Here is a 22,875-nt window from a genome sequence, read left to right on the forward strand (position 1 = left end):
AATAGGAATGCGGCTTTAGCCCATTCAAAAAAATAAGGAAGCGATAGATTCCCGGGCTTTAGCCCAAATTATTTCAGCTAAAGCAGGAGGTATTTCAAATAATTTCCGATTGAAGTTTAATTTCATTGAATAGGAATGTGGCTTTAGCCCATTTCCATTAAATTACGATAACGTGAACGGGCTTTAGCCCAATTCTTTTTCTTCTAAAATTTTTCAATTATGCCATTCGTAAAAGTTTACATTCATCTCGTTTGGAGCACCAAAAACAGGGTGCCACACTTGAACTCAAAAGAACTCAGGGTAAAAGTCTGGAATCATATCCGTGAAAACGCCCAGAAGAAAGAGATTTTTGTGGATTTCATCAATGGATACTCAGACCATTGCCATTGTCTGATTTCTTTAGGCGTAGATCAAACCATCGAAAAGACTTTGCAACTTTTAAAAGGCGAATCATCCTTTTGGATCAATAAAAACAAGCTTACAAAAGAGAAATTTGAATGGCAGGATGAATATTTTGCTGTATCAGTTTCTGAATCAATGCTGGATAAAACTCGGGATTATATTAAAAATCAAGAGGAGCATCATCAGAAAAAGACATTTCAGGATGAGTATGATGAATTTATGTCCAAATATGGTTTTCAGAAATTCAAGGGTTGATTGGGCTAAAGCCCAGCTTTATTTTTAGCCATCTACTTGCCTCCAGCCCCGATGCTTCGGGGCAGGAGGCAATTCAAAGGCTTGAATTTTAATCCGATTCCACCTTACTATGTGCCTTCCTCTTGAATAGGAATATGCCTTTAGGTCACTCCTAAAATTGGCAACTCTTTAGACCATTCCAAAAATGGTTCCCTTTCTATTTCGGCTTAAGCCCAATTGAATTTGGATTCTCTCACCACTTCATTCTATAGCAATCCCCCAAATAACCACATGAATTCCCCGCAGAAAGAATTTATTCCAATTAAGAACTTAAAAATCAAAATCCCTACTTATTTTAGCCCAAGGGCCAGCGCACTACTGCCAGCACGAATGAGCTATAGGATTAGGATGATTGAGGTGGGGGTGGCTAGTATGGTTCCGGTGGATTTGAGGGAGTTGGCTTGATTAAGGAAATTGGGGCTAAATCCAAGAAAAGTTAATTGCACTTTTTGCCTTCAGACCCCAAAAAAATCGATACAGGAGGTCAATTGATTGATATAAAATTCTTTACTGTTTATAATCCTCAAATCAGACAAAGACAGAATCCGATTATTTTAACCCATCTGCGTCATTCTTTAACCTAATTTTCAACTCATGAGCAAAGACCTACTGTTTTCCAACCAAGAAATTGAAAATCGAATTTTTTCAATTCGTGGTGTTCAGGTAATGATTGACCGGGATTTAGCCGAATTGTATGGAGTTGAAACTAAAGTTTTGAATCAAGCTGTAAAAAGAAACTTAGATCGATTTCCTGAAGAATTTAGATTTCAGATTAACAAGCTGGAGAAAGATGAACAGGTCACAAAATGTGACCGGTTCCAGAATTTAAAACATTCCACTTCCAACCCTTTTGCCTTTACAGAACAAGGAGTTGCGATGCTTTCAGCAGTTCTTAGAAGTGAAATAGCAGTCAAAGTAAGCATCCAAATTATCAAAGCTTTTGTAGCCATGCGAAAGTTGGTCCAGGATAATCAATTAATTATATCAAGATTGGACAAGATTGAATTCAAGCAACTTGAATCAGATCAAAAATTTGAAAAGATCTTCAAAGCCCTTGAAAATCGAGGATCCGTTCCATCTCAGGGTATATTTTTCGACGGGCAGGTATTTGATGCCTATGAGTTGGCATCCCGAATCATCCGCTCTGCCAACACCAGCATTTTCCTTATTGACAATTACATCAATGAGTCCACCTTAACTCACTTGGCAAAGAAGAAACAAGGGGTAAAAGTAATTCTGCTCACCAAATCAATCTCCAAACAACTTGAATTGGATATTCAGAAAGCAAATGAACAATACGGTGATTTTGAATCGAAACTTTTCGAAAAAAGCCACGATCGATTTTTGATCATTGATAGTCAAGAAATCTATCATTTGGGTGCTTCACTGAAAGATCTAGGGAAGCGGTGGTTTGCCTTCTCTAGGATTGAAGAAAGTTCGATAAAGAGTATCATCAATTCAATCCCAACTTGAAAAACCCATTCTTTAAGAAAAGAGCGAATCCCCTCTTGATCCATCAAGGCCTCTCCTAACCTGTTCACATACTCCACCTTAACCAATTGACAATCCCCAAATAACCACCTGAATTCCCCGCAGAAAGAATTTATTCCAATTAAGAACTTAAAAATCAAAATCCCTGCTTATTTTAGCCCAAGAGCCAGCGCACAACTGCCAGCACGAATGAGCTATGGGATTAGGATGGTTGAGGCGGGGGTGGTTACGGTGGATTTGAGGGGAATTGTATGGTTAATAAAAAGTTGGTTAATATACTCTTTCAAACGAATTGGACTCAATTCTATTTAACGTTTCCACTAATAACTTTTTAACCTCATTGATTGCATTGAGTTTTAATGGAACTCCTAAGATCAATATCGTATTTATTGCTTCGTTTATGATGTTTTTATATCTAATAATTTTAAGTTCAATTTGGTCTGATGGGTAACACAAAAAACCATATTTAAGATCAGCCTTACTAAATGAAGAATAAGCCATTATTTGATGTAAGTCGTGTCTGTGGTCTTCTTTCAGTACTTCACTTTGGTCAAATTTGTTGTATAAATTCGATTTATATTTAGCATCTATAAAAACCAAAGCATTCTCTTTCTGAAAAATTGCATCAGGCTCGATATGTTTTAATTCCCAGGCATAATGCTTTGAAGTCCTGGAATGAAACTTAAAGTTTGAATAAAGTCGTCCGCCAGTCTCTTTTGCAGCTTCTTTAAAAATATATTGAATAAATTTTTCGAATACATCTGAAAAATCCACCCGCCAAGCTGTGCTGTCAACAAGGTTAAAGTTTAATATCCTATTTGCTTGTTCTTTGCAGGCTTTGACAGTTGGGCTATCGGAAAATCGGATTGTGATTTTATTGGTTGCTTTTGGTTTATGATAATATAATCGTTCTTCAAGGAAGCTCAATCTGGTTCGCAAAGAATTCTTAATTCTCTGAGGTGTATTGGCTGAAAGTATTTCACTTTTACAAATGTCAAAGACATATCTAATTTCCGAATATTCAGAATGAAATTCCCTCAACATATTTGTTCTTGCTGGAAATTTTAGCCTGTTTTCTACTTTGAATTGGTTGTTAATATATTTTGTCCAATTGATTTGACCAGTAGGTTGACTTGATACCTTTTCAATATTGTCAAACTTTCTCCACGGTCTCATTGTCAGTTTTTCAAGAGCTGCTATAAATTTCACAGCCTCCAAATACAATGGTGGCCTGAAATTCTTACCAGATGCCAATGGTAAACTATCAATTACCTCTGGACTTATTTCAGTGCCCAGTAAGTTTAGAATTTCAATATAGTCCTCAAATCTATCACGACCGGTAAACCTAGGCATAACTACAAAATCACCGATTTGCTTTCCTGTGTCAGAAGCCCTCAAAGGAATAGAGCCAATGAAGCCAGATGAACGAAATGCAAGTGCAGTACTTTGGTCTGAACCAATGATGTATGGTTGAACACCAAGAAATTTAAATTGCTCACTATTGTAATCAATGAACTTCTGGAGGTATTGCCCGATAATTCTTTTATCTGCCGACTTGAACCATTTTTTTTGCAAAGCAACACCACCCAACTGTTTTGATTGTTCTGTTAGGCAAGGAATTTCGCAAAAAACATCCAGTGGCTTTGTCATTCGAATAGAGACAGATTTATTCTAGTCGAGAAATAGTTATTGAACTCTTCTTTCGCATTGCTTAACAGTCCTTCTTGTAGATATTCTTTTATCAAAGGGAATATTTCATATCGAATGCGATTCTTCATTTCGTCTTCGGATTCTGCTATAAAGTATCCTTGACCAGGTTGTAAATTTAATTCAGTGCTTGAGGCATACCAATTGAAAATTTCTTGAATTTTGATAAAGTCTTCATTAAAAAAATTTCTTGATTTTATAATTTTTGGCTTCATAGTGTACCAGGCAAAACGCCTTCTTAAAGCAAAGTCAACAACTGCTAAACTCCTGTCCGCTGTGTTCATTGTAGAGATGACAGAAAAGTTTTCAGGTAGTTTTTTTACTTTGAAATTTGGAGCAATTTCAATTTCAACATTCGAAACATCCATTTTATGTTCAAATAGATAAAAAATAGGTCCCAATACATTGGAGAGGTTAGCTCTGTTTATTTCGTCAATGATTAAGATGACTTTTTCTTTGTTATGTTCAACGGCATATTTTAAGGCCTCCGAGAAACTACCTAGATTCTCTTTGTATCTCAGTTCTTCATTTGCTGTGTCAGGTCGAATTCCAAAAATAAAATCGGAAAAACTTGTTTCCGCGTGGAACTGAGTGAAGAAAGTTTTAGCTCCTATTTTCTCTGCCACATTTTTTGCTGTTCTAGTTTTACCTGTTCCCGGAGGTCCTTGAAGAACTATGTACTTTCTTTCGTTTAATAGATTTTTTACTTCTTCTGTATCATCGATTGTTTCTGTTTCCAAAAATGGCTCTAAAGCTTCAGAAACTGCCTTTCGATGGTCTTTGTTAGACGGCCAATCTCTGAGCTTCGCATATGCTGCGATAAATGCTTCAATGATCTTTTTTCCTTCTTCACCAAATGGTTCATTAACAATTTGACATGCTGGTAATACATCTTTATATTTTATTATTGATTTTTTCAGATAATCACTCTCAATTAAATCAAGAAACTTTTTAGGGAGGCTGCTCTCAATATCAGAAAAATCGGTTTTACAGTAACCATTCTCATTTGTAACCTTCTTGAATAATCGTCTTAAACCTGGATATGATGCAAGGCTATAGTCGTTTTTGAAACCCTGAGAACCAATCCCTAATGTTACAATAAGAGAATGCATCTCCTCATCGGAAGGAAAAACAACGAATGAAAAATCATGATAAACTCCCGAATTCCCTTCTTCAAATTCAACAAGACCTAAATACGCACCAGGTGTTTTTGTATTAAAACTAATTTCAGTATTATCTCTAAGGATATATGAATCTGCTTTTGCGCCGAATTTTTCTGCACAATTCCTGATATAATTTTTAAATTCTGAGATCATTTTTTAGAGATTAAATTCAAAAAACTCAACTACTGGCGTCTTCAATGCTTCGGCAATCTTAAAAATGGTTTCGATAGAAACATTTCTTTTTCCATTCTCAATATCAGAGATATAAGTCCTGTCTAGTCCGGCCAAATCAGCCAAACTTTCTTGTGAAACACCCTCTTTTTTCCTGATTGTCCTTACTCTTTTGCCGTATTCAGCCTTGACGTCCATATTGCAATCTGAAAAAATGTGGCCTATCGTACCACCGGCTATAGTCTACAAATTGGATTTAGTTTTGTAATTTCAACAACATATCAAAACAACCATGAACAAAATCCTCCCCCATTCCACCGAATACATTTCCCCATCTCGAACTATTGAAACTCTAACTTTAGCCAATCAAAAGGATTCGAGACTGGTCCATATTTACAACTATGAAGGAAATCATTTCCGCTTTTTTGATTCTTATTTGAGTTTGATCGCATTTTTTCAAAAAGGAATTGAACCCGAAATTTCCTTTTCCTCAGAGAAGGAATTGGACAGGTTTTTAGAAGGTTATTGCTGACATCAAAGCAATAAAGCGTCTTATAATCCAAAATCCTTGAAGACCTTTTGATACAAATTCACTAGGGAATCCAATCGGATTGACCTAAGGAATGATACTTAAATCCTGTTTTTTGAAAGATCAAATGCAAGGTTTCTCCAGGGTTTATTCGAGGTTTTTCCATATTCTGTCCGAATTACCCTCAATTAATTCTTGTATCAATCCCTGATTGACCAGGGATTTTCCCGGACTTTATCCCATAATCCATTAGAAGAACTAAACCCTTTTACTCGATTGCCACTGCCGGAATAAATAGAAATTGAAGCGACAGCTCCTTTGAGGCCTTGTCCCAATAAAAAATTTGGATATACGGAATTTTGCCATTAGCCTATCTAGAAGCACAAATGAACTATTAATTGTCAACTCTAGCTCTTCTTCTGTCTTCCGTCTTCGGTCTTCCAGCCCCAAATCAGGAGAATATTTGTCTACTGGCAGAATAGCGTATAATCAGAATAAAAAAAAACCAACCCCTTAGGTTAAGAGATTGGGATTTAAGTTGGGCTAAGGATAAGTGGCCTTGTTCCTAGGCTCTGCCTAACTGCCGAAGCATCTTGGCGTGATCGGTCAGTGCGGACAAAAAGCTGGGATTTACCAAATAGGGAATTTTGAACTCTTCCGCCGTTTTGGCCACGATTTTGGAAATCTTGGAGTAGTGTACATGGCTGATATTGGGAAACAAATGATGCTCTACCTGGAAGTTTAACCCTCCGATCAACCAGGAGAAAATCCTGCTTTTAGGAGCATAATTACTGGTAGTTGCCAGCTGATGGGTAGCCCAAGCATCGGCAATAATCCCCTTCTCGTCAGCTTTGGGAAAGGAGGTCTCTTCCAGAATATGTGCCGTCTGAAATATCAAACTGATCAATAGCCCCGTGACAAAATGCATGGACAAAAAGGCCAGCAAAATGATCCATGCAGGCAGTGGCACCATAATCAAAGGCAAAACCAAAGCATAGGAATAATAGAGCACCTTCCATCCGGAAATCTTCAGCAGCACCTTTTTAAAATCCCCCTTCAGCAGACCCATTTTACGATATCGTAGCGCTCGGACAAAGTCCTTGGTCGTAATCCACGAGATGGTAGACAAGCCGTAGAAAAACCATACGTAGAAGTGCTGGAAGCGATGGATCCAATAGCGCTTGGCATTGGGAGAAAAGCGGAGGAAAAGCGGTGCATTGATATCATCATCACCCTGGTCAATATTGGTATAAGTATGGTGGAGCACATTATGCTGTACTTTCCATACTCGGGAATTGGCACCGATGAGGTTCATGGTGTAGCCCAGGTATTTGTTGACCTTTGGGTTTTGCGAATAAGACCCGTGAATGGCATCGTGCATCACGCCCATTCCTATTCCGGCCATACCCAGGCCACTGAGAATGTATAAGGCAAAAAGCAGCCAGACACTTTGGATCAGGCCAGAACCAATAAAGCCAATGGGAATAAAGAATAGAGAAAGCATAACTATGGTTTTGATCACCATAGTCCTTCCTCCATATCTTTTGGTACCATTGCCTTTAAAGTATTCATTCACTCTATCCTGGAGTGTTGTTGTGAATTCCTTATTCGTCGATTTTTGGAATTTAATTTGTTTCATAGGGATTTAGGTTTATACTCATCTGACCCTATCCCTGTGAAGAATAGTAGTTTTCAAAGTCTTATATCTGTTCAATAGGTTTGCAATTCAGCAAATAGCAAATCGAGTTCATCTCTCGTTTTGTCAAGTTTCACCGAGAGCCTATCAATCATGCGTTCGCGATCACCTTCCTGATATTCAAAGTCGAAATCCAATAGAATGGAAAACCTTCTTTTGAGCATCACTTTTTGCTCTCGCCAACTTCTTGTAATTTTCATAAGGTCTTTTTAGTGTAGTTGAAGCCTGAATTTATTCACAACCCACTTGGGTTTCAATAAATTATTTCACATTCGAATAGCGCCAATTCCTTCTTTTTTGGATGATCCACAAAGGTGCAATAGTAGATATTCGCGTAATACTTTCTCACGCTCATTTTCACTTTTGGAGATACTTTGGTAAACACGGTTTGGCCGATACTGAAATGCTGGTGTTCCGAACTAGGCATGAGGTGATTGGATTTATCTCAAGGAAATAAACCCCTGTGCTAAGAGAACAGCCATGACTTGACATTGATTCATATTTTATTGATTTTCAGAAATATAAAAACCAATAAGTGATTGAAATTCAGTAAAAAGTAGGCTGAGAGACTTGAAAGCCCATTTATGGGAAGTGGATTAATTTAAAAAATATAACTGTGCAGATCTTTAGAAAAAAGCCTCCTACTAAGCTGTTAGCTTAAATTTAAAAATCTCCTTCCAAACCAGTGCAAGAAAACCCTACAGATAAAGCTCATTTAGAGGAACTTGGACGCTTTACCTGATCTTGGTGGCCTTATTGGCAATAGGTTCTTTCCGTCGCTTCAGGTTTGAAAAGGAAACCAAGAAAATCATCGAAGAGGAGAAAAACCGCTCCGACGAACTCCTGCTCAATATTCTTCCCGAGGAGATCGCCGATGAGCTGAAGGTCCATGGAAAAGTAAAAGCCCATCGATTCAATTCGGTGACGGTGCTCTTCACGGATTTCAAAAGCTTCTCCAGCATGGCAGAGGAAATCTCACCTGAGAAACTCGTCGAAAGCATTGACTACTACTTTCAGGAGTTTGATCGAATTACCGACAAGTACGGGCTGGAGAAGATCAAAACCATCGGAGATTCTTACATGTGCGCAGGTGGACTTCCTACCGAGACCGAGAGAAATCCCTTCGAGGTGGTCAAGGCGGCTAAGGAGATGATGGAGTTTACCAAAAGTCCAAAACCCGAAGGCATCGTTCAGTTTGAAATGCGGATCGGGATTCACACCGGACCTATTGTGGCTGGTATCGTTGGGGTGAAAAAATGGCAATATGACATCTGGGGGGACACGGTGAATATTGCCTCAAGAATGGAAAGCAATTCCGAAGAAGGGAAAATCAATATATCCGGAAAGACCTATGAGATTATCAAGGATAAATTTGACTGCGAATACCGAGGCAGTATTGAGATCAAAAACCGGGGAATCTGGGATATGTATTTTTTGAAGTAGGATTATCCCATTAGATGACCGATAACTCCCTAAATCGGACATTTCCCAATGATTTTAATCGTTTAATTCTTCAGCTGGAAAGAAAGCGGCTAAGCACATTTTGAAATCTGATTATACGCTATTCGACTAGGAGGCTAATATTTCTGTCATTTTGTGCTGGAAGACGGAGGACGGAAGAAGTCAAAGAATTGGCTTTTCCGAATCAGATTGAACAAAGAAGTAAATACCAGCTACGATCCAGAATCAATTTTTAATCTACACAATCCCAAAATCAAGCCTGCCTCCTTCCTTTTTTTGAATTTTCCGCAGGCCATTTAAGCTATCATTCTTTGCAACCTCATTTAATCCTTGATGAACTTGGCGGTTACCCCCCTGCCCCCCCCTATAGGGAAGAGTTGGTCACGATAAAATCAATTTTTCTTCCTTCTTTGCGACCTCATTTAATCCTTTGTGAACTTAGTGGTTAAAAAAATCTATTTACCCAAAAACTCCGACAGTAAACTCTGGAAATGGTGGACTCCTTTTTCCATTTTGGGTGAAAATCGGCCTGTTTTGTAGACTCGGGAAGCCATTCCTTTGAAGACTCCCTCCACTACAAACTCATCTTCCCGCTCCACCTTGTCCAAAGCTGCCCCCGCCCCGGTGTCGAGTTTGGATTCGTCGTAGACGTAGCTGATAAAGCTGACCTTGGTTCGATTAAGGGAAATCGGCTTCACCACGTTGATCGAGCAGCCCCAAGGATAAAAATTGAACATCATATTTGGGAAAATCCAGAAATAATACGCCGAAATCTGCTGTCCGTAGTCTTCGTGGTCCTTGGGCAAATCAAATACGTGCTCCCCTCCTGAGGAATGTCCTACCTGCAGATTGCAATGGGGGAAAAGGACCGTTTCATACTTCAGGTAGTCGAGGACGGCATTGAGCCCTTCGTGGACAAAAGGAATATGGAATCCCTCCAGGTAATTGTCGCAGTACAAGGCCCAATGGGCATTGACCAGGTAATCTTTGTTTCGGCTTTTATCCTCCCTAAACTCCTCCAAGGGCAAAAAACCGATCTTTCGGTTCATCGCTTCCAAAACCGGAGCAAAGTCAAAAATCTCCTCTCCCAAGGAAGCAAAAAGCCAAGGTCCTAGGTTTTTGAGTGGAAAACGGGTGAGGTGATCCTCCTTTCTGGGGAAGTCCTTGGCTTCCTTAAATTCCGGCATAAACTGAAACTCCCCCTGCAGATTGAATCTTCGGGCATGGTAGCCGCAGATGATTTGCTTGGTTTTACAGGGGTCATGACAGAGGATATTGCCCCGATGGGTGCAGACATTGGATAGGCAATAGATGTTCCCTTGGTCATTGGTCAGCAGCATGGGTTCCTCCAGCCCAAACTCCAAGAAGGAGAAGGGTTTGACCTGCCCGGGGATTTCCACCTGGCTTTTGTCCCCTATGAATTGCCAGGATTTGGCAAAGACCTTTTCGATCAACTCCTCAAAGACTGCTTGTGAGCGATAGAAAGATGAGGGAAGTGTTTCTGCTTGGGTAATATCCTGGTGAACGGTGAAGGCTTTGGACATATATGCTTATCTTACTGACATCACAAATTAAGGAAAACCCACCAATCCCCTCTTTCCTTTGAAAAATTCCTCTTCGAGGCAACTTGGACTCATCACGGTCATTTCTCTGGTAGCAGGAGGAATGATCGGTTCCGGTATTTTTTCCCTTCCTGTGGTTTTGGGTCAATTGGGTGCCATCAGCCTTTTGGGTTGGATCGTGGCCGCAGCAGGTGCCTATACTTTGGCCATCATTCTGGGCAGACTCAGCAAAGCACTTCCGGAAAGCGGAGGGACTTATGCCTACACCAAAACGGCCTTCGGAGACTTACCGGCATTCTTGGTAGCATGGGGCTATTGGCTTTCCAACTGCAGCACCAATGCCGCGATTGCTTTAGCCTTCACAGGGTATCTGAGTGTATTTTTTCCGGTATTGGAAAGCTCCCTCTTTGGATTTGGCTTGACTGCTTTGGGAGCGGTATGGAGCCTCACCGCTCTAAATTGCTACTCGATTCGATCCTCAGGAAATCTTCAGGTGATCACCACCGCATTGAAAATTCTTCCTCTCCTGATCGTCGCTCTGGGAGGTTTGTTTTTCTTGGATTGGAGTCATTTTCAGCCCATGAATTTGTCCGGAGAGTCGGACTTTCAGGCTTTGACTACCGCTTCAGTGCTTTGCTTTTTTGCTTTTATGGGTATCGAGGCGGCGACCATTCCTGCTGAAAACATCAAAAATCCCAAGCGGAACATTCCCAAAGGAACCCTGATTGGAGTAAGCTTGGTAGTGTTTTTGTACTTATTCAGCACCTTCTCACTTTTTGGGGTACTTTCTCCGGCCGAATTGGCCAGCAGCTTGGCCCCGCTCAGCGATGCAGGAACTTTGATTTTTGGAAAAAGCTCAAGCTACATCATTGCCTTGGGAGCCTGTATTTCCACTTTTGGAGCCTTGAATGCCTGGATTTTGATTCAGGGTCAAATCTCCTATGCCATGGCCAAAGACGGGCTTTTGCCCCAGAAACTCGCTCAAAAAAACCGATTTGGCATTCCCGGCAACGGATTGATTTTCTCCAGTGTGCTGGTTTCCCTCGTTTTGATTTTCAACTTCAGTGAAAGCTTTGGAAACATCTATTCCTTTATGATCCGATTGACCACGGTCACCTCCTTGTTTTTCTACCTTTTTGCAGCCTTGGCCTTTGGGTATTTCTGCACCCGCCGTCGATTTGGTTTTTCTATCAATCCAAAATCTGTGATCCTTACTCTTCTGGGTTTGTTGTTCAGCATTTGGCTGTTTGTTGGATCGGGAATGGAGGCTATTCTTTGGGGAATGGGTGGAATTGCCTTGGGTTTACCGGTTTATTTTTGGAGCAAAAAGCAAAACAGAGCCTAGAGGATAAAAAAAATGGCCTGCGTTGCCGCAGACCATTGAAAGTTAAAAAATAGACTGGATTAGGGATCAATGCAGAATTCCCCTTTGAGCCTTACCAATTGCTTGTTTTTCACATTATCAAAACCATCTCCATAAGCTTCAAACTCGTAGGTTCCTCGAATTTGTGGGCTGACAGATTCTATGAAAAGATTTCCGGTATCCCTGTTTTCCCCGTAGTCATAATTGGTTTGCCAACCGTCATTGACACCCCCCTTTATGGCAATTAGAATACCTACTGCACCTGAACTTGTTAGGGGGGCACCCCTGCCGGCATGGATAAAATCAAGCCTCTTGTTGGCCACCAAATTTCCAGGGGTCAGGAGAATTTGGACTACATAACGGGTGTCACCGGAAGTGCCGTCCACCACCAGGCCCACGTCGGTCGGTTTCAGATTGGAAAATAGGGTATTGCCGGCCACTTTCTTCCCGGTACCCACAGCATCTCCTTTTCCAATTTGCGGCCAATAGCTGAGCAATTGGCTGATTTGGATGGTATTGTCACACGAAGCGGATCCTGAGCCTCCGGAGCCAGTTCCACCCCCAGAACTGCCACCTCCTGTGCCCAGTGATCCTCCCGTGCGACTGGTATCAAAGTCAAAATCCATTTCAAAAACTAAGTCCTGAACTTGACCAGTTGAAGTAGACTGAAGTTCACCTACTCCAGCCAATTGAAAACTGCCCGCCCCTTCATAAGTATCGGTGGCTTCTACCGAGAAATTGGACACACTTCCAATTCCTCCCAGCGTGTTATGAAAAACACTAACGAATGTCATGACATCGTCTAGGTATTCTTCCACTAAATCAAAGTCCTTATTAAAGGAAGGCACAGTCAGATAGTAGGTATCCCTTCCTTCATATATGGTAAGTCTAATCCATTTCTCAGATACTGAAAGCTCAGATAGATTTGAAAGAGAAATATCTGTTCGCTGACCATCAATCAAGAGATATCCGTCTACAATTACCTGCTCAAGTGTACCGGCTGAAGAATTAAACTGCAATAGATACTCCTCTACTTTAGTCTCAAAAAATTCGCAAGCGGGAAGGAAAAACGCGGTGAACAAGAAGAAGATGCCGAGCAAGAATGCCCTCATCGATCGAAAAGAGCTTTTAAAATTAGAGGAAAGAAAACTCATGTAATGGAAATGGGTGTGTTAAGTCAATCCGGCTAATCGGACTATGCGTATTCATCTCCAATATTCGATGAGTTTGACCGGGCTCACAATACCTAAAAATTGGTATTTTTCAAAACCCTTGTTTTAAATACGGGTCAATCTTTATCTTGCTTTTGAATTCACCCCATTCACCTATACTTCTTGGGCATCACTCATTATCCTTGGATTAAAACTCCGGCCAAAGTCCTGTGTACTCGCATTCCACTTTGGGCTTGCGCTCTATTTTTACTTTTACTGAGTGCTTGTTCGGACAAAGGCGTTGAAGTTCCCTTTGGGGTATTTCCTGATGAAAACCTTAGCCCTACCTTGGCTTGGGAGCGATCAGACACCCTTCAAAAAAACAGAACACTATTCAACCCCGGCATCACCCGATCCCCTTGGTGGATGAGCTTCACCCTAAGCAATGAGACTGATTTTGAAAAAGAGTTGATTTTTGTTTCCAACAACCCACATATCAATCAAATCCGGGTATTCACCAATGGTTCTTCTACTCCTTTCTTGGAATTGGGGGATAATTTCCCATTTGAGCAGCGTCCATTTTTAGATAGGGACTTAGTCATTCCGATTACCTTGCGGCCTCACAGCCAACAGGAATACCTGTTGCGTTTGGATAAAGTAGGCGAAACTTTCCATATCGAACCTAAAGTTTTTGATTTCGAAACTTTCCAGCAAAAAAAGTCCGATGACACCCTAGTGATGGGCTGGATCTTGGGTTGGATGTGCATCATCTTCCTATTTGCCCTATTTTTTGCAGCAGAACTCAAATCTTGGAGTGGGGCCATTTATGCTGGGTATGTTTTGGCTATTTCGTTTTGGTTAGCTACCCATTGGGGTCTGACCTTTGAATACCTATGGCCTGGTGAAACCACTTGGGTAGGAAAGGCCCGTCCTTTTTTCAACCTGCTGACCCAAGTGATGATTTTGCTCTTGGTGATTCGGTTTTTCCCTCCTCAGAAAAGAGGAGAAAAGATGGCGATTATAATTTGGGCAACGATCATCTTTCAGGTCATCTTGCTTATTGGAGTAGCTTTTATTCCTACAGTCATGGAAACCATTACCTCAAAGGTTCTTCTATTACAGGTGACTGGGGTAGTATCCCTGCTTTCCAGCCTATTGGTCCTGATTTATTCCTTTCAGCAATGGAGAGCGAATGTGCCCTTAGCCGGATATTACCTGACTGGAGTGGCCTTTTTGGCACTTTTCGGGATCATTCTTCAGTTAAACCAGAAAATTTTACCCATGGGGCTTCCCTCCTATTTGGTGGATTATGGCAGTGCTTTTGGCCTGATGGGCGAGACAGGAATGATCACAGCAGCCTTTGCCCGGAGGGCTTCCATTTTCAAAAAGGAAAAGGAAAAACTGACCATTGAGATATTGGAAAAAGAAAAGCAGGTAGCTGACCAATTGATTCAGGTCCAGGAAGAAGAGCGAAAACGACTCGGAAGGGATCTCCATGACAGTATCGGAGGTATGTTGGCAAGCCTTTACCTAAAAACAGAAACGATTCAGTCCAATAGCCCGGAGAAATCCATTGCTGAATTGCGACAAATGATCGAGCAAAGTATCCAAGAAGCCCGTTCACTCAGCCACAATCTGACCCCACATCACTTGGAAGAAAATGGGCTGGAAAATGTACTCCAAGTACAAATCAACCTTCTTCGTCAGAAATATCCCCTGGACATTAATTTTTATTTTCATTTAGACTCCGTGGTCCCCCAAAGCCTGCAATTGATGCTTTACCGGATCTCCAATGAGCTGCTTCAAAACATGGTAAAACATGCCCAAGCTACCGAAGCCTTGCTGAGTATTTCAGAAATTGATGGAAAAATTGAATTGGTGGCAGAAGACAATGGAGTGGGGATAAATCCTGATCTTCGGAATAAAGGAATTGGTCTAAAGAATATTCAAGAGCGAGTAGCTTACCTCAAAGGTAGCCTGGAACTGGAATCCAGTCCTGGAGGTACCACCGTAACGATTACCCTACCCCTTCATGCTTAACTTCTCCGAAATCAGTATAGTGCATATCGACGATCATCTGCTGTTTGCACAGGGGGTATATTCTCTAATCGGTAACGAAACCTTTATTCAAAACTTGGTCCATGCCGAGACGCTCAGTGAAGGTTTGGAATTGGTGAAAAAAATCCAACCTGAGCTGGTCTTGCTCGACTATTTTCTGCCCGACTCCAAGGGGGTGGAATCAATCCAAAAGCTGAGAGATATCTATCCGGATTGCCGAATAATCCTACTTACCATGGAAAACAACCCGGAGGTCATGGAAAAATGCCGTAGGGAAGGAGCGATTGCTTACCTGCCTAAATCCATCAGCAAAAAGGATCTGGTCGAAGCCCTCGAAAATGCTATTCAAGACATTCCTACCTTTCCACAACTTAGCCCTGATCCACCTTTAGTATCAGAGTCCAAATCCCAGCTGAATATCCTTAGCAAACGGGAAAAACAGATAGCCAACCTCATCACCAAGGGATATACCTCCGCAGAGATAGCCGAGCAGCTTTTCCTCAGCGAATTCACAGTCAATACCCACCGAAGAAACCTCATTCACAAACTGGGTCTGAAAAATTCTGCCCAGCTTGTAGCCTTCATTGAGAATTTGAAATTTAAAGAGTCTTAGAATTTGATAGATTTAATATTCTGAATAAGAGCTAATTAACATCTATTATCTTTAGGATACTTGAAGTGGATTCGATCAAAAGCTAAAAATGAATCGCTTTTGGTCTTGATGGCTTTGTAGCAACTATTTTGTCTTCACCATCTCAACATGCTCGATCCCATCCTCGTCGTAGGTCTCCCCTTCTGCTTCAAATCCCAGGGATTGATAAAATTCTAAGGCATAAGTCTGAGCACCCAAGCGAATCGGCACCTGCCCGTAGAGCTGCCTACATGCTGAGATCGCCTCTTCCATCACTTTTCTACCAAGCCCCTTTCCCCGGTAGGCCGGAGCAGAAACTACCCTGCCGATAGCCACCTCTGCATAAGATAGTCCAGGAGGTACGATCCGGCAGTAGGCGACCAATTCACCATCCTGAAAGAGACTGAGATGATAGCATCGCTGATCCTTATTGTCCATATCGAGAAAGACACAGTTTTGCTCGACGACAAATACCTCGCTTCGGAGACGGAGGATTTGGTAGAGTTCTTCTGGTGTGAGTTGATTAAAAGTCCAGAGATGAATTTGCAAGCTCATAATAGGTGGCAAAGATTAAGGTCTCTACAGAGGGAGAGGACGAATATAGGCCAAAACTCTCCCTGACTCCTCCCCTTTTACCTGAAGGGAGATATTTTCCTTTTTTCTGCAGAAAGTTGAAAATAGTTCGGGAAGGGAAAAACCAAAAGCTTTAATTCAGATTATACTCAGGAAAGCAGTTCTTTTTATCTACATTAAAGCTTTCTGCTGGATTCAGTCCTTTATTCCATTCCAAATCCTTTTCCTATGCGTAGGCGTTCTTCATTTTTCCAAGAAATCAGGTTAGTCCACCTTCTCTTTTTCCTGAGCTCGATCTCCATTCCCTCTTTTGGTCAGGAAAGCCAGCGGATCGCATTTGAAAATGTCCGGGTCTTCGACCAAAGCACCCTATCGCTTTCACCCGCCCAAAATGTCCTGATCGAAAACAATACTATCCTTCAGATCAGCAAAGAGTGGACTCAGGAAATGAAAACTGCCTCGGCAAAAATCGAGGGAAAGGGTAAAACCCTGATTCCCGGACTGATTGATGTGCATGTTCATCTGGTTTTTGGCTCTCTGAGTATGGTGGAAATGATGTCTCCCGGCCTGAATCAAGAGATCATTTTGGATAAATCCGGTAAAGGGGCGGAGGAAATGCTCCTCAGGGGTTTTACCAGTGTGAGAGATGTGGGCGGACCGATTTTCCCTCTGAAAAATGCCATTGATCAAGGAAAAATCCTTGGACCAAGAGTATGGCCTTCAGGCGCTGTCATCAGCCAAACTGCCGGACATGGAGATTTCCGTACCCCTCAGGAGCGATCTCGGAAGTTTTTTGGACAGCCTTCGCGGGCTGAGTTGTTCGGGGCTACATTCATCGCCGATGGCAAACCGGAAGTACTGACCGCAGTCAGGGAAAATCTTCGCTTTGGAGCCAGTCAGATCAAGCTGATGGCAGGAGGCGGAACCTCCTCTGCCTATGACCCCATAGATGTGACTCAATACACATTGGAGGAAATGCAAGCCGCAGTAGAAGCCGCGGAAGATTGGGGCACCTATGTGACCGTACACGCCTACACGGACCGGGCGGTACAAAAAGCCATCCATGCAGGAGTCAAATGTGTGGAACACGGGCAGATGGTATCCGAAGAGACGCTAAAACTCATGGCGGAAAAAGGCATTTGGCTGAGCCTTCAAAATCTGATGGAAGACAGTCCTAAAATGGACCCGGCAAGAAGAGAAAAGCGAAAACCCGTACTCGAAGGCCAGAAGAGGGTTTGGGCCAAAGCCAAGGAACTCGGTGTAAAACTGGCCTGGGGGACTGACTTTTTGTTTGAACCTGAGCTGAACAAAGAGCAGAATGCTTACATTTTGAAGCTTCAGGAGTGGTTTTCTCCTGCTGAAATCCTGAAAATGATCACTTACGACAACGCCCAGCTTTTGGCCCTATCGGGAAACAGAAGTCCCTATCCCGGAGAATTGGGCGTGATTAAGGAAGGAGCTTTGGCCGATTTGATTTTGGTGGATGGCAATCCCTTGGAAGATATTTCCCTCCTTGCCCAACCGGAGGAAAAATTTCTGGTGATTATGAAGGATGGAAAAGTGGTGAAAAACAAACTGGATTAGATGTAATTTCAGTTTTTGCAGGTTTCGGAAATGAGATTGAATGGGCTTATCCTTTTGCCTCCCTTTCCTCGGACCGGAAATAGAGAAACAGGCAAACGTACATTCCGCAGGTCAGCACATGCCAGATTGCGTGGCCCTGAAGCAGGGAATCCGGACCCGTAAACTGGTCGGAAATGTCCAAATCACGGATTTTGGATCCCAAAACCAGGCAAAGCACTCCTGCCAAAAACCAGCGGAATTGAAGGTATTTTCCCGGCGTAATGGCACTCACTCCCGCAAAGAGGAATAGGATGCCACTCAAGTAACCTGAGATTTCTGTGAAGGAATACTCCCATTTGTAGTAGGTAAAATAAATCGATCCCAGAACGACCAAAACTGACAAAACCGGCCAAGTGGGAAAAATCTGACGGGTTTTCGGAACTCGCATTATGGGAAGCCAGCTTCCAAGAGCGAAGGAAACCAATGCAATCAGCGTAGCATACATGGCGCCGACGTCACACTGCTGCCCATAATGCGTGAGGGAGGCGTGAAAAAAACCACTGCCTAAGCCCAAATAAATTCCGGTCAATCCAAACAGAAAAGTCTGCAAAGGCGCAAAAGTCAGATAGCCTCTATCCAGGGAAAGCTTTCTTTTCCAGTCAAATAGGGCCAAAGCAATAGCATAAAACCCAAAACACACATAGACAAGGTTGGACCAGGTATTCATCCTAGTTCGGAAAACACTGTCGGGATAGATTCGCTCTCCGTATTCTGGTTGGAGAAATTCCTGAGCAGGTTTCCAATCTGTCCAGACCGGGACCTCTTTGAACCCAAGAAAAACAAGGGCTGTAAGGAAAAGAGTAAGGCCTGTGCCTCCTAAGGCAAAGACATGAACCCAAGTGGGAATCCCTGACAGCTTTAGTCGCTCAAGTGGTGGTACTCCGGTTCGGAAATTGGGAAAAGGCATGATGGCAAAAAGGAAATTTACTGAATCAATGGATCTTTGCCAAGATTCTATTTTGCATCAAGTCAGAATATCGAGCATCCAGGTGTAAGGAGAGGCCTCAGAGCAAGAAATATAATTACGGAAAGGATCCCATAATTGCTTAAATTTCAACTAGCTGATTCTTGGCAATTTAATTGGACTCTTCACACTTTAACGGCCCTCTCATGCAACTCACCAAAAACTTCCCACTTCGCGAACTGCTTCGCTCTCAGACCGCCACCCGATGGAGCTATGAGGAGCAGTTTTCACCAGAACCTGTAATCATTGATAATCTCCGTCTGCTCTGCGAGCATGTCTTACAGCCACTAAGAGACCGTCTCGGTCGGGCAGTATTTGTCAACTCCGGCTACCGAAGTCCCCGGGTCAATCAGGCAGTAGGCGGATCAAAAAGCAGTCAGCACCTTTCCGGCCATGCAGCAGATATCGAAACAGGGCATCTCAGCATCGAACAACTCTATCAACGGATCAAAAACTCCGACATTCCCTATGATCAGCTGATACAGGAGTTTAATCAGTGGGTACACGTTTCCTTCAATCCTCAAGGCGGAAGAAGACAGTGCCTCCGTGCGACACGGGGGCAGGATGGAAAGGTGAAATACAGCGTGGATATTTGACAGACTTAGATTGAAAAACTTGCAGAAAACCTCAAAAAAACTTCAAATAATCAATCTGCAAAGTGAAGCTTCCCTCCTGCTTGTCAGCCAGAATAAAGCCGATTCGCTGTAATTCTTTCAGTTCACCGGGATCAATTCCCTGAGCGATCAGATTTCCCATTCGGCTGATTTCCAATTCTTTGAGTTCAAATCTAAAGATTTGCCAATCTTCCCCTTTAGCTCCAAACTTTTTACGGTACTTGGGAAGGTGGAAGGGTGTTTCCTTTTCAATCAGCAGCTCAAACTTCCGATCGGTATCTGACTTGAATCGGATTTCGCAAAAAGTGAATTCAGAGAGATCATACCGACCGAGTGGACCTCGAAGAGATACAAATCCCCCATTATTTTTTAAGGACACCGTCCCAGAAAACAAAACTCCATCCTCAGTAAGTCTTGCTTGCGATTGGGATAGCCCGCCCATGACTCCATCGTTGATAATAGTCCATCGGCCAAAGTTTTTCCCTTCTCCAAAATCAAAAATCAACTCTTTTTCCATCCCGATTACAATAAAGGATACCCAGAAAACCCCAATCCAATTCATCAAGCTCATGAGGGTAGAAAGGAAGAAAAGGACCTTTTGTTTAAACTTCTTATTTCCAAAGCCCTCTTTTCGCAGACCTGGCTTCTTTTTCCAGCTTTTGAAAAAGGGATTGATACTTTACATTCGGAGGGTATGTAGCTACTTGGGCATACCCCTCCCTGACCAGAATAGCATTCACCATGGCACCTGAGGAAAGATAAGCGTAGGCAAGGGTACGTTGGTACCGATCTGTCCTTTGCACATCAAACTCCAAGGTCACCTCTTGGTTGATCAGCAAGCGTTTGGCATAGGCACTTGCTTCTTTGCCGAAATATTCCACATCCCGATTGCCTGTTTTTCTGGATTCGGGGGCATTGATCCCGATCAGGCGGATTTTCTCCTCTTTCCCTGAAGGATATCTCACCCAAAAGGTGTCCCCGTCTGACACTTTGGTGACTAGGACTGGAGAACTCCGATTTTGAGCATGAAGTAAAGGCGGCGAGCTGAGATAGATAAAGACGGAAAAGAGAAGAAAAGAAAAAACTTGGAGTAAAGGATTCATAGCCAAACCTACTGAATTGAGAAGATTCAGGTTTCCTCTACCCCGAGGATTTTGCTCCTGCTGTTCATTTTTGACAGAAGATGTCCGGGATTTCTCCTTTTCCAGGCATCCTTCAGCTTGGATCACTCAATTTTCAAAGATGCAAAAAAAGCGTCCCTGACTTCAGGGTCCGCTTTGCCTCCTCTGCTGGTATGGGCAATGTTGATGGAGTATTTATCCATCACAAAAATGTAGGCTGTCAGGTAATTGGTGGTATTGGTTTCTGGCCTAAACCGGGATACGTCCAGCTTCAAAACCTCTACTCCATCTACATTCATACTGCTTTTATTTTCCAATTTGGCATCTGCACCCAACTGCCCCATGAATCCCTGCTCCACCTGAAGCCAAAACTCGGGCTCAAGAGAAGCCATGGCCAACGTCTCTGCATCCAATCCGCTTGTTCTCATCAGATCGGCTACCACTACCAGAAAGTTGGCCAGACTATCCGGACTTTGGTAGGAGTAAATGGTATTGGGTCCCCGCTCTTGGGATTCGTATTCACCGGGAAATACTACCGTAGCCTTGGGAAGGAATTCCAAGGATTTTACTTGGGCCAAGGAAGAATAACCGGAGCCGACAGTGAGCGACAATACAAGCAACAAAGGAAGTACGAATGGATTTTTCATGGGAATTGGTATAAAGTACTCCCGAATATCTCTTTCCTCCTGCTGCCCCGCTAATCAATTTTACAGCATCGTGGAAAACAAGAAATAAATGCAGAAAAACAACAGATCTGAACAAATCCTGATAAAACCACACATTAAAGAAGCAGTTAAGAAGTTAATCGGATTTCCAAAGTGAAATCAAGCCGGAGAGGTTCTGAGAAATCTCGGCTGGATTTCTATCCAGAATAGCTGCACCCAAGACCAGAATCCCAGCAGCTACATCAATTGCCTTTTGAATGGTTTTCAAATTTTTAATGGTATCCTGAATTTCTTTAGTCAAACCCTGAATTTGATCCAATGAAGTTTGGGCTTCTTCCATAACCAATTGAGGAGCCATTGCCAACATATCCTCACCGGTTTTCAGAATGGCAAATTGGGAGTCGCTGAGCTCTTTGTTTTCTTCCAAAGTGAGTTTATCCCAGTGGGTATATCGGTAATCTCCTATTGCCATTCCCAAAAAATAAAATTGATCCGAAAGACTTCTGGCTTGCTCAGCGGTGAGTTTTCCCATGAGTTCAGCGATTTAATTGATTAAACTCCTTGTATAATTTCTGAATTTCTTCCGAATAGCCCAACATGGATTGCGTCAATTCCTTGAAGGAAAGTTGGTCTCTCTTTTCATACAGCTCTTGATGTCCTTGGGCTATTTTTTTCAGACTTTGCGCATAGACATCGAGAAGTTTTTCCTTTCGCTCGATTTCACTCAGGGAGGTGTAGTAGGTTCTGACTGCGCTTTGGCTTTCAAAATCCGAATCCAGGGTATTTCCCATTTTTAAATTCATGTATTGGCTGTATAGCCGGGCTTTTTTGAATCGCAATTCTCCTTTCAAATCATTGGAGATAATGGACGAAAATTTATCAAGAAGGGTCTGAATCGGCTGATTGGCCTCTTCCAGGTATTTGGAAGTTTTCTTTTTTCTAAAGCCGGTCAGAGCAATCCGGGCTATCAAATCGGAAACAGCCGCATAGGCCCCAACTTCTGATTCGCTCACCCGGATTGGGCCAAATTGCTGGGCGGTAAGGGCTCCAAAAAGCGCCTGGGTTTTGTAGGAAGTCAAGTCTTTTCCGGCCAATCCTCCCATTTCATTCAGATAATGCTGAATGGTTTGGTAAAAGACTCCTGTCACACTGTCGGCTTTAAAAAAGGTATCACAGGGACAATTTAACTCCAGTTTGATCTCTAGGGTACGAATAGCCTCATCCCGGCATCGGTCTGTGCAATGATCAGAAAATGAATAGCCCAAATTCTCGTAATGTCCTATACTAGCGGAAGAACTTAAGGCAAAATCACCCACCGCTCTGAGATTGACACAACTACCCAAAAAAAGGGCACAGATGGCAAAAAAGAACACATTTCTGAATAAATAGAAATTGAACATAACACTAAGGGAATCAGAACGGATGGAAAATGAACTCTTGCCGAAAAGCCAAAACAAGTTAAGCAATAGGGACCAATAATGAATGCGCCGGACAACAGGCATTTTAACTGATTTGGAAGGAGCCTGTTCTTTCCCATTCTGCCTTTTACCAAGCTCTGCAGGCATTGCTTGAGGATTAATTCCTCAAAAATCTCCAGAACTGCGCTTCCTTTTTCGGCAAAGCAAATGCAATCAAA

General features: G+C 42.4%; 23 protein-coding genes. 8 read left to right on the forward strand and 15 right to left on the reverse strand.

Translation table 11 applies throughout. The features are described from left to right. The first annotated feature begins 219 nt into the window (after positions 1-219). Both AAA943_RS00500 and AAA943_RS00505 read left to right on the forward strand, forming a co-directional pair. Positions 220-657, forward strand: a complete 438-nt coding sequence (locus AAA943_RS00500; protein WP_338222279.1) for a transposase — start codon at positions 220-222, stop codon at positions 655-657. A gap of 633 nt (positions 658-1,290) precedes the next feature. Further along, positions 1,291-2,169: an ORF6N domain-containing protein gene (locus AAA943_RS00505; RefSeq protein WP_338222280.1), complete on the forward strand. Its 879-nt coding sequence runs from the start codon at positions 1,291-1,293 to the stop codon at positions 2,167-2,169. Between the two features lie 288 nt (positions 2,170-2,457). Here AAA943_RS00505 and AAA943_RS00510 read toward each other — a convergent pair whose 3' ends face one another. The 6 genes from AAA943_RS00510 to AAA943_RS00535 all read right to left on the reverse strand — a co-directional run bounded on the left by AAA943_RS00510 (position 2,458) and on the right by AAA943_RS00535 (position 7,880). Next, the gene (locus AAA943_RS00510; RefSeq protein WP_338222281.1) at positions 2,458-3,837 is read right to left on the reverse strand and encodes a hypothetical protein; all 1,380 of its coding nucleotides are present in this window, start codon (positions 3,835-3,837) and stop codon (positions 2,458-2,460) included. Continuing rightward, complete coding sequence (locus tag AAA943_RS00515; protein ID WP_338222282.1) at positions 3,834-5,210, reverse strand: McrB family protein; 1,377 nt, start codon at positions 5,208-5,210, stop codon at positions 3,834-3,836. The genes AAA943_RS00510 and AAA943_RS00515 overlap by 4 nt, the downstream gene beginning before the upstream one ends. 3 nt (positions 5,211-5,213) lie before the next feature. Then, positions 5,214-5,426 (reverse strand): helix-turn-helix domain-containing protein, encoded by a 213-nt coding sequence (locus tag AAA943_RS00520; protein WP_338222283.1) that lies wholly within the window; start codon positions 5,424-5,426, stop codon positions 5,214-5,216. 896 nt (positions 5,427-6,322) lie between these two features. Continuing rightward, positions 6,323-7,396 (reverse strand): fatty acid desaturase family protein, encoded by a 1,074-nt coding sequence (locus AAA943_RS00525; protein WP_338222284.1) that lies wholly within the window; start codon positions 7,394-7,396, stop codon positions 6,323-6,325. Positions 7,397-7,467: 71 nt separating this feature from the next. Continuing rightward, positions 7,468-7,653: a general stress protein CsbD gene (locus AAA943_RS00530; protein WP_338222285.1), complete on the reverse strand. Its 186-nt coding sequence runs from the start codon at positions 7,651-7,653 to the stop codon at positions 7,468-7,470. Between the two features lie 53 nt (positions 7,654-7,706). Then, positions 7,707-7,880: a hypothetical protein gene (locus AAA943_RS00535; RefSeq protein ID WP_338222286.1), complete on the reverse strand. Its 174-nt coding sequence runs from the start codon at positions 7,878-7,880 to the stop codon at positions 7,707-7,709. A 320-nt stretch (positions 7,881-8,200) separates the two neighbouring features. On the opposite strand from AAA943_RS00535, the gene AAA943_RS00540 reads away from it, so the two are divergent. Beyond that, positions 8,201-8,896 (forward strand): adenylate/guanylate cyclase domain-containing protein, encoded by a 696-nt coding sequence (locus AAA943_RS00540; RefSeq protein ID WP_338222287.1) that lies wholly within the window; start codon positions 8,201-8,203, stop codon positions 8,894-8,896. Between the two features lie 473 nt (positions 8,897-9,369). On the opposite strand, the gene AAA943_RS00545 is transcribed toward AAA943_RS00540, so the two are convergent. Further along, on the reverse strand, positions 9,370-10,458 hold the full coding sequence (locus AAA943_RS00545) for an aromatic ring-hydroxylating oxygenase subunit alpha (protein WP_338222288.1): 1,089 nt from the start codon (positions 10,456-10,458) through the stop codon (positions 9,370-9,372). A 58-nt stretch (positions 10,459-10,516) separates the two neighbouring features. Between AAA943_RS00545 and AAA943_RS00550 the strand changes: the two genes are divergently transcribed. Next, complete coding sequence (locus AAA943_RS00550; protein WP_338222289.1) at positions 10,517-11,821, forward strand: APC family permease; 1,305 nt, start codon at positions 10,517-10,519, stop codon at positions 11,819-11,821. Positions 11,822-11,880: 59 nt separating this feature from the next. Here the strand turns inward: AAA943_RS00550 and AAA943_RS00555 are convergent, their stop codons facing one another. Continuing rightward, positions 11,881-12,951 carry a hypothetical protein gene (locus AAA943_RS00555; RefSeq protein ID WP_338222290.1) on the reverse strand — a complete coding sequence of 357 codons (1,071 nt, stop codon included), beginning with the start codon at positions 12,949-12,951 and terminating at the stop codon, positions 11,881-11,883. A gap of 387 nt (positions 12,952-13,338) precedes the next feature. On the opposite strand from AAA943_RS00555, the gene AAA943_RS00560 reads away from it, so the two are divergent. Both AAA943_RS00560 and AAA943_RS00565 read left to right on the forward strand, forming a co-directional pair. Continuing rightward, positions 13,339-15,030, forward strand: a complete 1,692-nt coding sequence (locus tag AAA943_RS00560; RefSeq protein ID WP_338222291.1) for a sensor histidine kinase — start codon at positions 13,339-13,341, stop codon at positions 15,028-15,030. After that, the gene (locus tag AAA943_RS00565; protein ID WP_338222292.1) at positions 15,023-15,661 is read left to right on the forward strand and encodes a response regulator; all 639 of its coding nucleotides are present in this window, start codon (positions 15,023-15,025) and stop codon (positions 15,659-15,661) included. The genes AAA943_RS00560 and AAA943_RS00565 overlap by 8 nt, the downstream gene beginning before the upstream one ends. A gap of 123 nt (positions 15,662-15,784) precedes the next feature. Here AAA943_RS00565 and AAA943_RS00570 read toward each other — a convergent pair whose 3' ends face one another. Next, positions 15,785-16,234: a GNAT family N-acetyltransferase gene (locus AAA943_RS00570; RefSeq protein WP_338222293.1), complete on the reverse strand. Its 450-nt coding sequence runs from the start codon at positions 16,232-16,234 to the stop codon at positions 15,785-15,787. A 246-nt stretch (positions 16,235-16,480) separates the two neighbouring features. Between AAA943_RS00570 and AAA943_RS00575 the strand changes: the two genes are divergently transcribed. After that, positions 16,481-17,836 (forward strand): metal-dependent hydrolase family protein, encoded by a 1,356-nt coding sequence (locus AAA943_RS00575; RefSeq protein WP_338222294.1) that lies wholly within the window; start codon positions 16,481-16,483, stop codon positions 17,834-17,836. Between the two features lie 46 nt (positions 17,837-17,882). Here AAA943_RS00575 and AAA943_RS00580 read toward each other — a convergent pair whose 3' ends face one another. After that, positions 17,883-18,782, reverse strand: coding sequence for a ceramidase domain-containing protein (locus AAA943_RS00580; protein ID WP_338222295.1), 900 nt, complete (start codon positions 18,780-18,782; stop codon positions 17,883-17,885). 203 nt (positions 18,783-18,985) lie between these two features. Between AAA943_RS00580 and AAA943_RS00585 the strand changes: the two genes are divergently transcribed. Continuing rightward, entirely contained in the window at positions 18,986-19,435 is a 450-nt protein-coding gene (locus AAA943_RS00585; protein WP_338222296.1) for a D-Ala-D-Ala carboxypeptidase family metallohydrolase, read from the forward strand. Positions 19,436-19,466: 31 nt separating this feature from the next. Here AAA943_RS00585 and AAA943_RS00590 read toward each other — a convergent pair whose 3' ends face one another. The 5 genes from AAA943_RS00590 to AAA943_RS00610 all read right to left on the reverse strand — a co-directional run bounded on the left by AAA943_RS00590 (position 19,467) and on the right by AAA943_RS00610 (position 22,804). Then, positions 19,467-20,024, reverse strand: a complete 558-nt coding sequence (locus tag AAA943_RS00590) for a CIA30 family protein (RefSeq protein WP_338222297.1) — start codon at positions 20,022-20,024, stop codon at positions 19,467-19,469. A gap of 40 nt (positions 20,025-20,064) precedes the next feature. Further along, the gene (locus AAA943_RS00595) at positions 20,065-20,682 is read right to left on the reverse strand and encodes a thermonuclease family protein (RefSeq protein WP_338222298.1); all 618 of its coding nucleotides are present in this window, start codon (positions 20,680-20,682) and stop codon (positions 20,065-20,067) included. Further along, complete coding sequence (locus AAA943_RS00600; RefSeq protein WP_338222299.1) at positions 20,679-21,221, reverse strand: hypothetical protein; 543 nt, start codon at positions 21,219-21,221, stop codon at positions 20,679-20,681. Before AAA943_RS00600 ends, AAA943_RS00595 begins: the two co-directional genes overlap by 4 nt. A gap of 154 nt (positions 21,222-21,375) precedes the next feature. Further along, the gene (locus tag AAA943_RS00605; RefSeq protein ID WP_338222300.1) at positions 21,376-21,771 is read right to left on the reverse strand and encodes a hypothetical protein; all 396 of its coding nucleotides are present in this window, start codon (positions 21,769-21,771) and stop codon (positions 21,376-21,378) included. Between the two features lie 4 nt (positions 21,772-21,775). Further along, the gene (locus AAA943_RS00610) at positions 21,776-22,804 is read right to left on the reverse strand and encodes a hypothetical protein (protein ID WP_338222301.1); all 1,029 of its coding nucleotides are present in this window, start codon (positions 22,802-22,804) and stop codon (positions 21,776-21,778) included. Between the last annotated feature and the right edge of the window lie 71 nt (positions 22,805-22,875).

The organism is Algoriphagus confluentis (genome assembly GCF_036245625.1).
GTDB classification, from domain to species: domain Bacteria; phylum Bacteroidota; class Bacteroidia; order Cytophagales; family Cyclobacteriaceae; genus Algoriphagus; species Algoriphagus confluentis.

Coding starts and splice junctions, on each gene's coding strand:
- AAA943_RS00500 (WP_338222279.1), top strand. CDS start 220: ATGCCATTCGTAAAAGTTTACATTCATCTCGTTTGGAGCACCAAAAAC.
- AAA943_RS00505 (WP_338222280.1), top strand. CDS start 1,291: ATGAGCAAAGACCTACTGTTTTCCAACCAAGAAATTGAAAATCGAATT.
- AAA943_RS00510 (WP_338222281.1), bottom strand. CDS start 3,837: ATGACAAAGCCACTGGATGTTTTTTGCGAAATTCCTTGCCTAACAGAA.
- AAA943_RS00515 (WP_338222282.1), bottom strand. CDS start 5,210: ATGATCTCAGAATTTAAAAATTATATCAGGAATTGTGCAGAAAAATTC.
- AAA943_RS00520 (WP_338222283.1), bottom strand. CDS start 5,426: ATGGACGTCAAGGCTGAATACGGCAAAAGAGTAAGGACAATCAGGAAA.
- AAA943_RS00525 (WP_338222284.1), bottom strand. CDS start 7,396: ATGAAACAAATTAAATTCCAAAAATCGACGAATAAGGAATTCACAACA.
- AAA943_RS00530 (WP_338222285.1), bottom strand. CDS start 7,653: ATGAAAATTACAAGAAGTTGGCGAGAGCAAAAAGTGATGCTCAAAAGA.
- AAA943_RS00535 (WP_338222286.1), bottom strand. CDS start 7,880: ATGCCTAGTTCGGAACACCAGCATTTCAGTATCGGCCAAACCGTGTTT.
- AAA943_RS00545 (WP_338222288.1), bottom strand. CDS start 10,458: ATGTCCAAAGCCTTCACCGTTCACCAGGATATTACCCAAGCAGAAACA.
- AAA943_RS00555 (WP_338222290.1), bottom strand. CDS start 12,951: ATGAGGGCATTCTTGCTCGGCATCTTCTTCTTGTTCACCGCGTTTTTC.
- AAA943_RS00565 (WP_338222292.1), top strand. CDS start 15,023: ATGCTTAACTTCTCCGAAATCAGTATAGTGCATATCGACGATCATCTG.
- AAA943_RS00570 (WP_338222293.1), bottom strand. CDS start 16,234: ATGAGCTTGCAAATTCATCTCTGGACTTTTAATCAACTCACACCAGAA.
- AAA943_RS00575 (WP_338222294.1), top strand. CDS start 16,481: ATGCGTAGGCGTTCTTCATTTTTCCAAGAAATCAGGTTAGTCCACCTT.
- AAA943_RS00580 (WP_338222295.1), bottom strand. CDS start 18,782: ATGCCTTTTCCCAATTTCCGAACCGGAGTACCACCACTTGAGCGACTA.
- AAA943_RS00585 (WP_338222296.1), top strand. CDS start 18,986: ATGCAACTCACCAAAAACTTCCCACTTCGCGAACTGCTTCGCTCTCAG.
- AAA943_RS00590 (WP_338222297.1), bottom strand. CDS start 20,024: ATGAGCTTGATGAATTGGATTGGGGTTTTCTGGGTATCCTTTATTGTA.
- AAA943_RS00600 (WP_338222299.1), bottom strand. CDS start 21,221: ATGAAAAATCCATTCGTACTTCCTTTGTTGCTTGTATTGTCGCTCACT.
- AAA943_RS00605 (WP_338222300.1), bottom strand. CDS start 21,771: ATGGGAAAACTCACCGCTGAGCAAGCCAGAAGTCTTTCGGATCAATTT.
- AAA943_RS00610 (WP_338222301.1), bottom strand. CDS start 22,804: ATGCCTGCAGAGCTTGGTAAAAGGCAGAATGGGAAAGAACAGGCTCCT.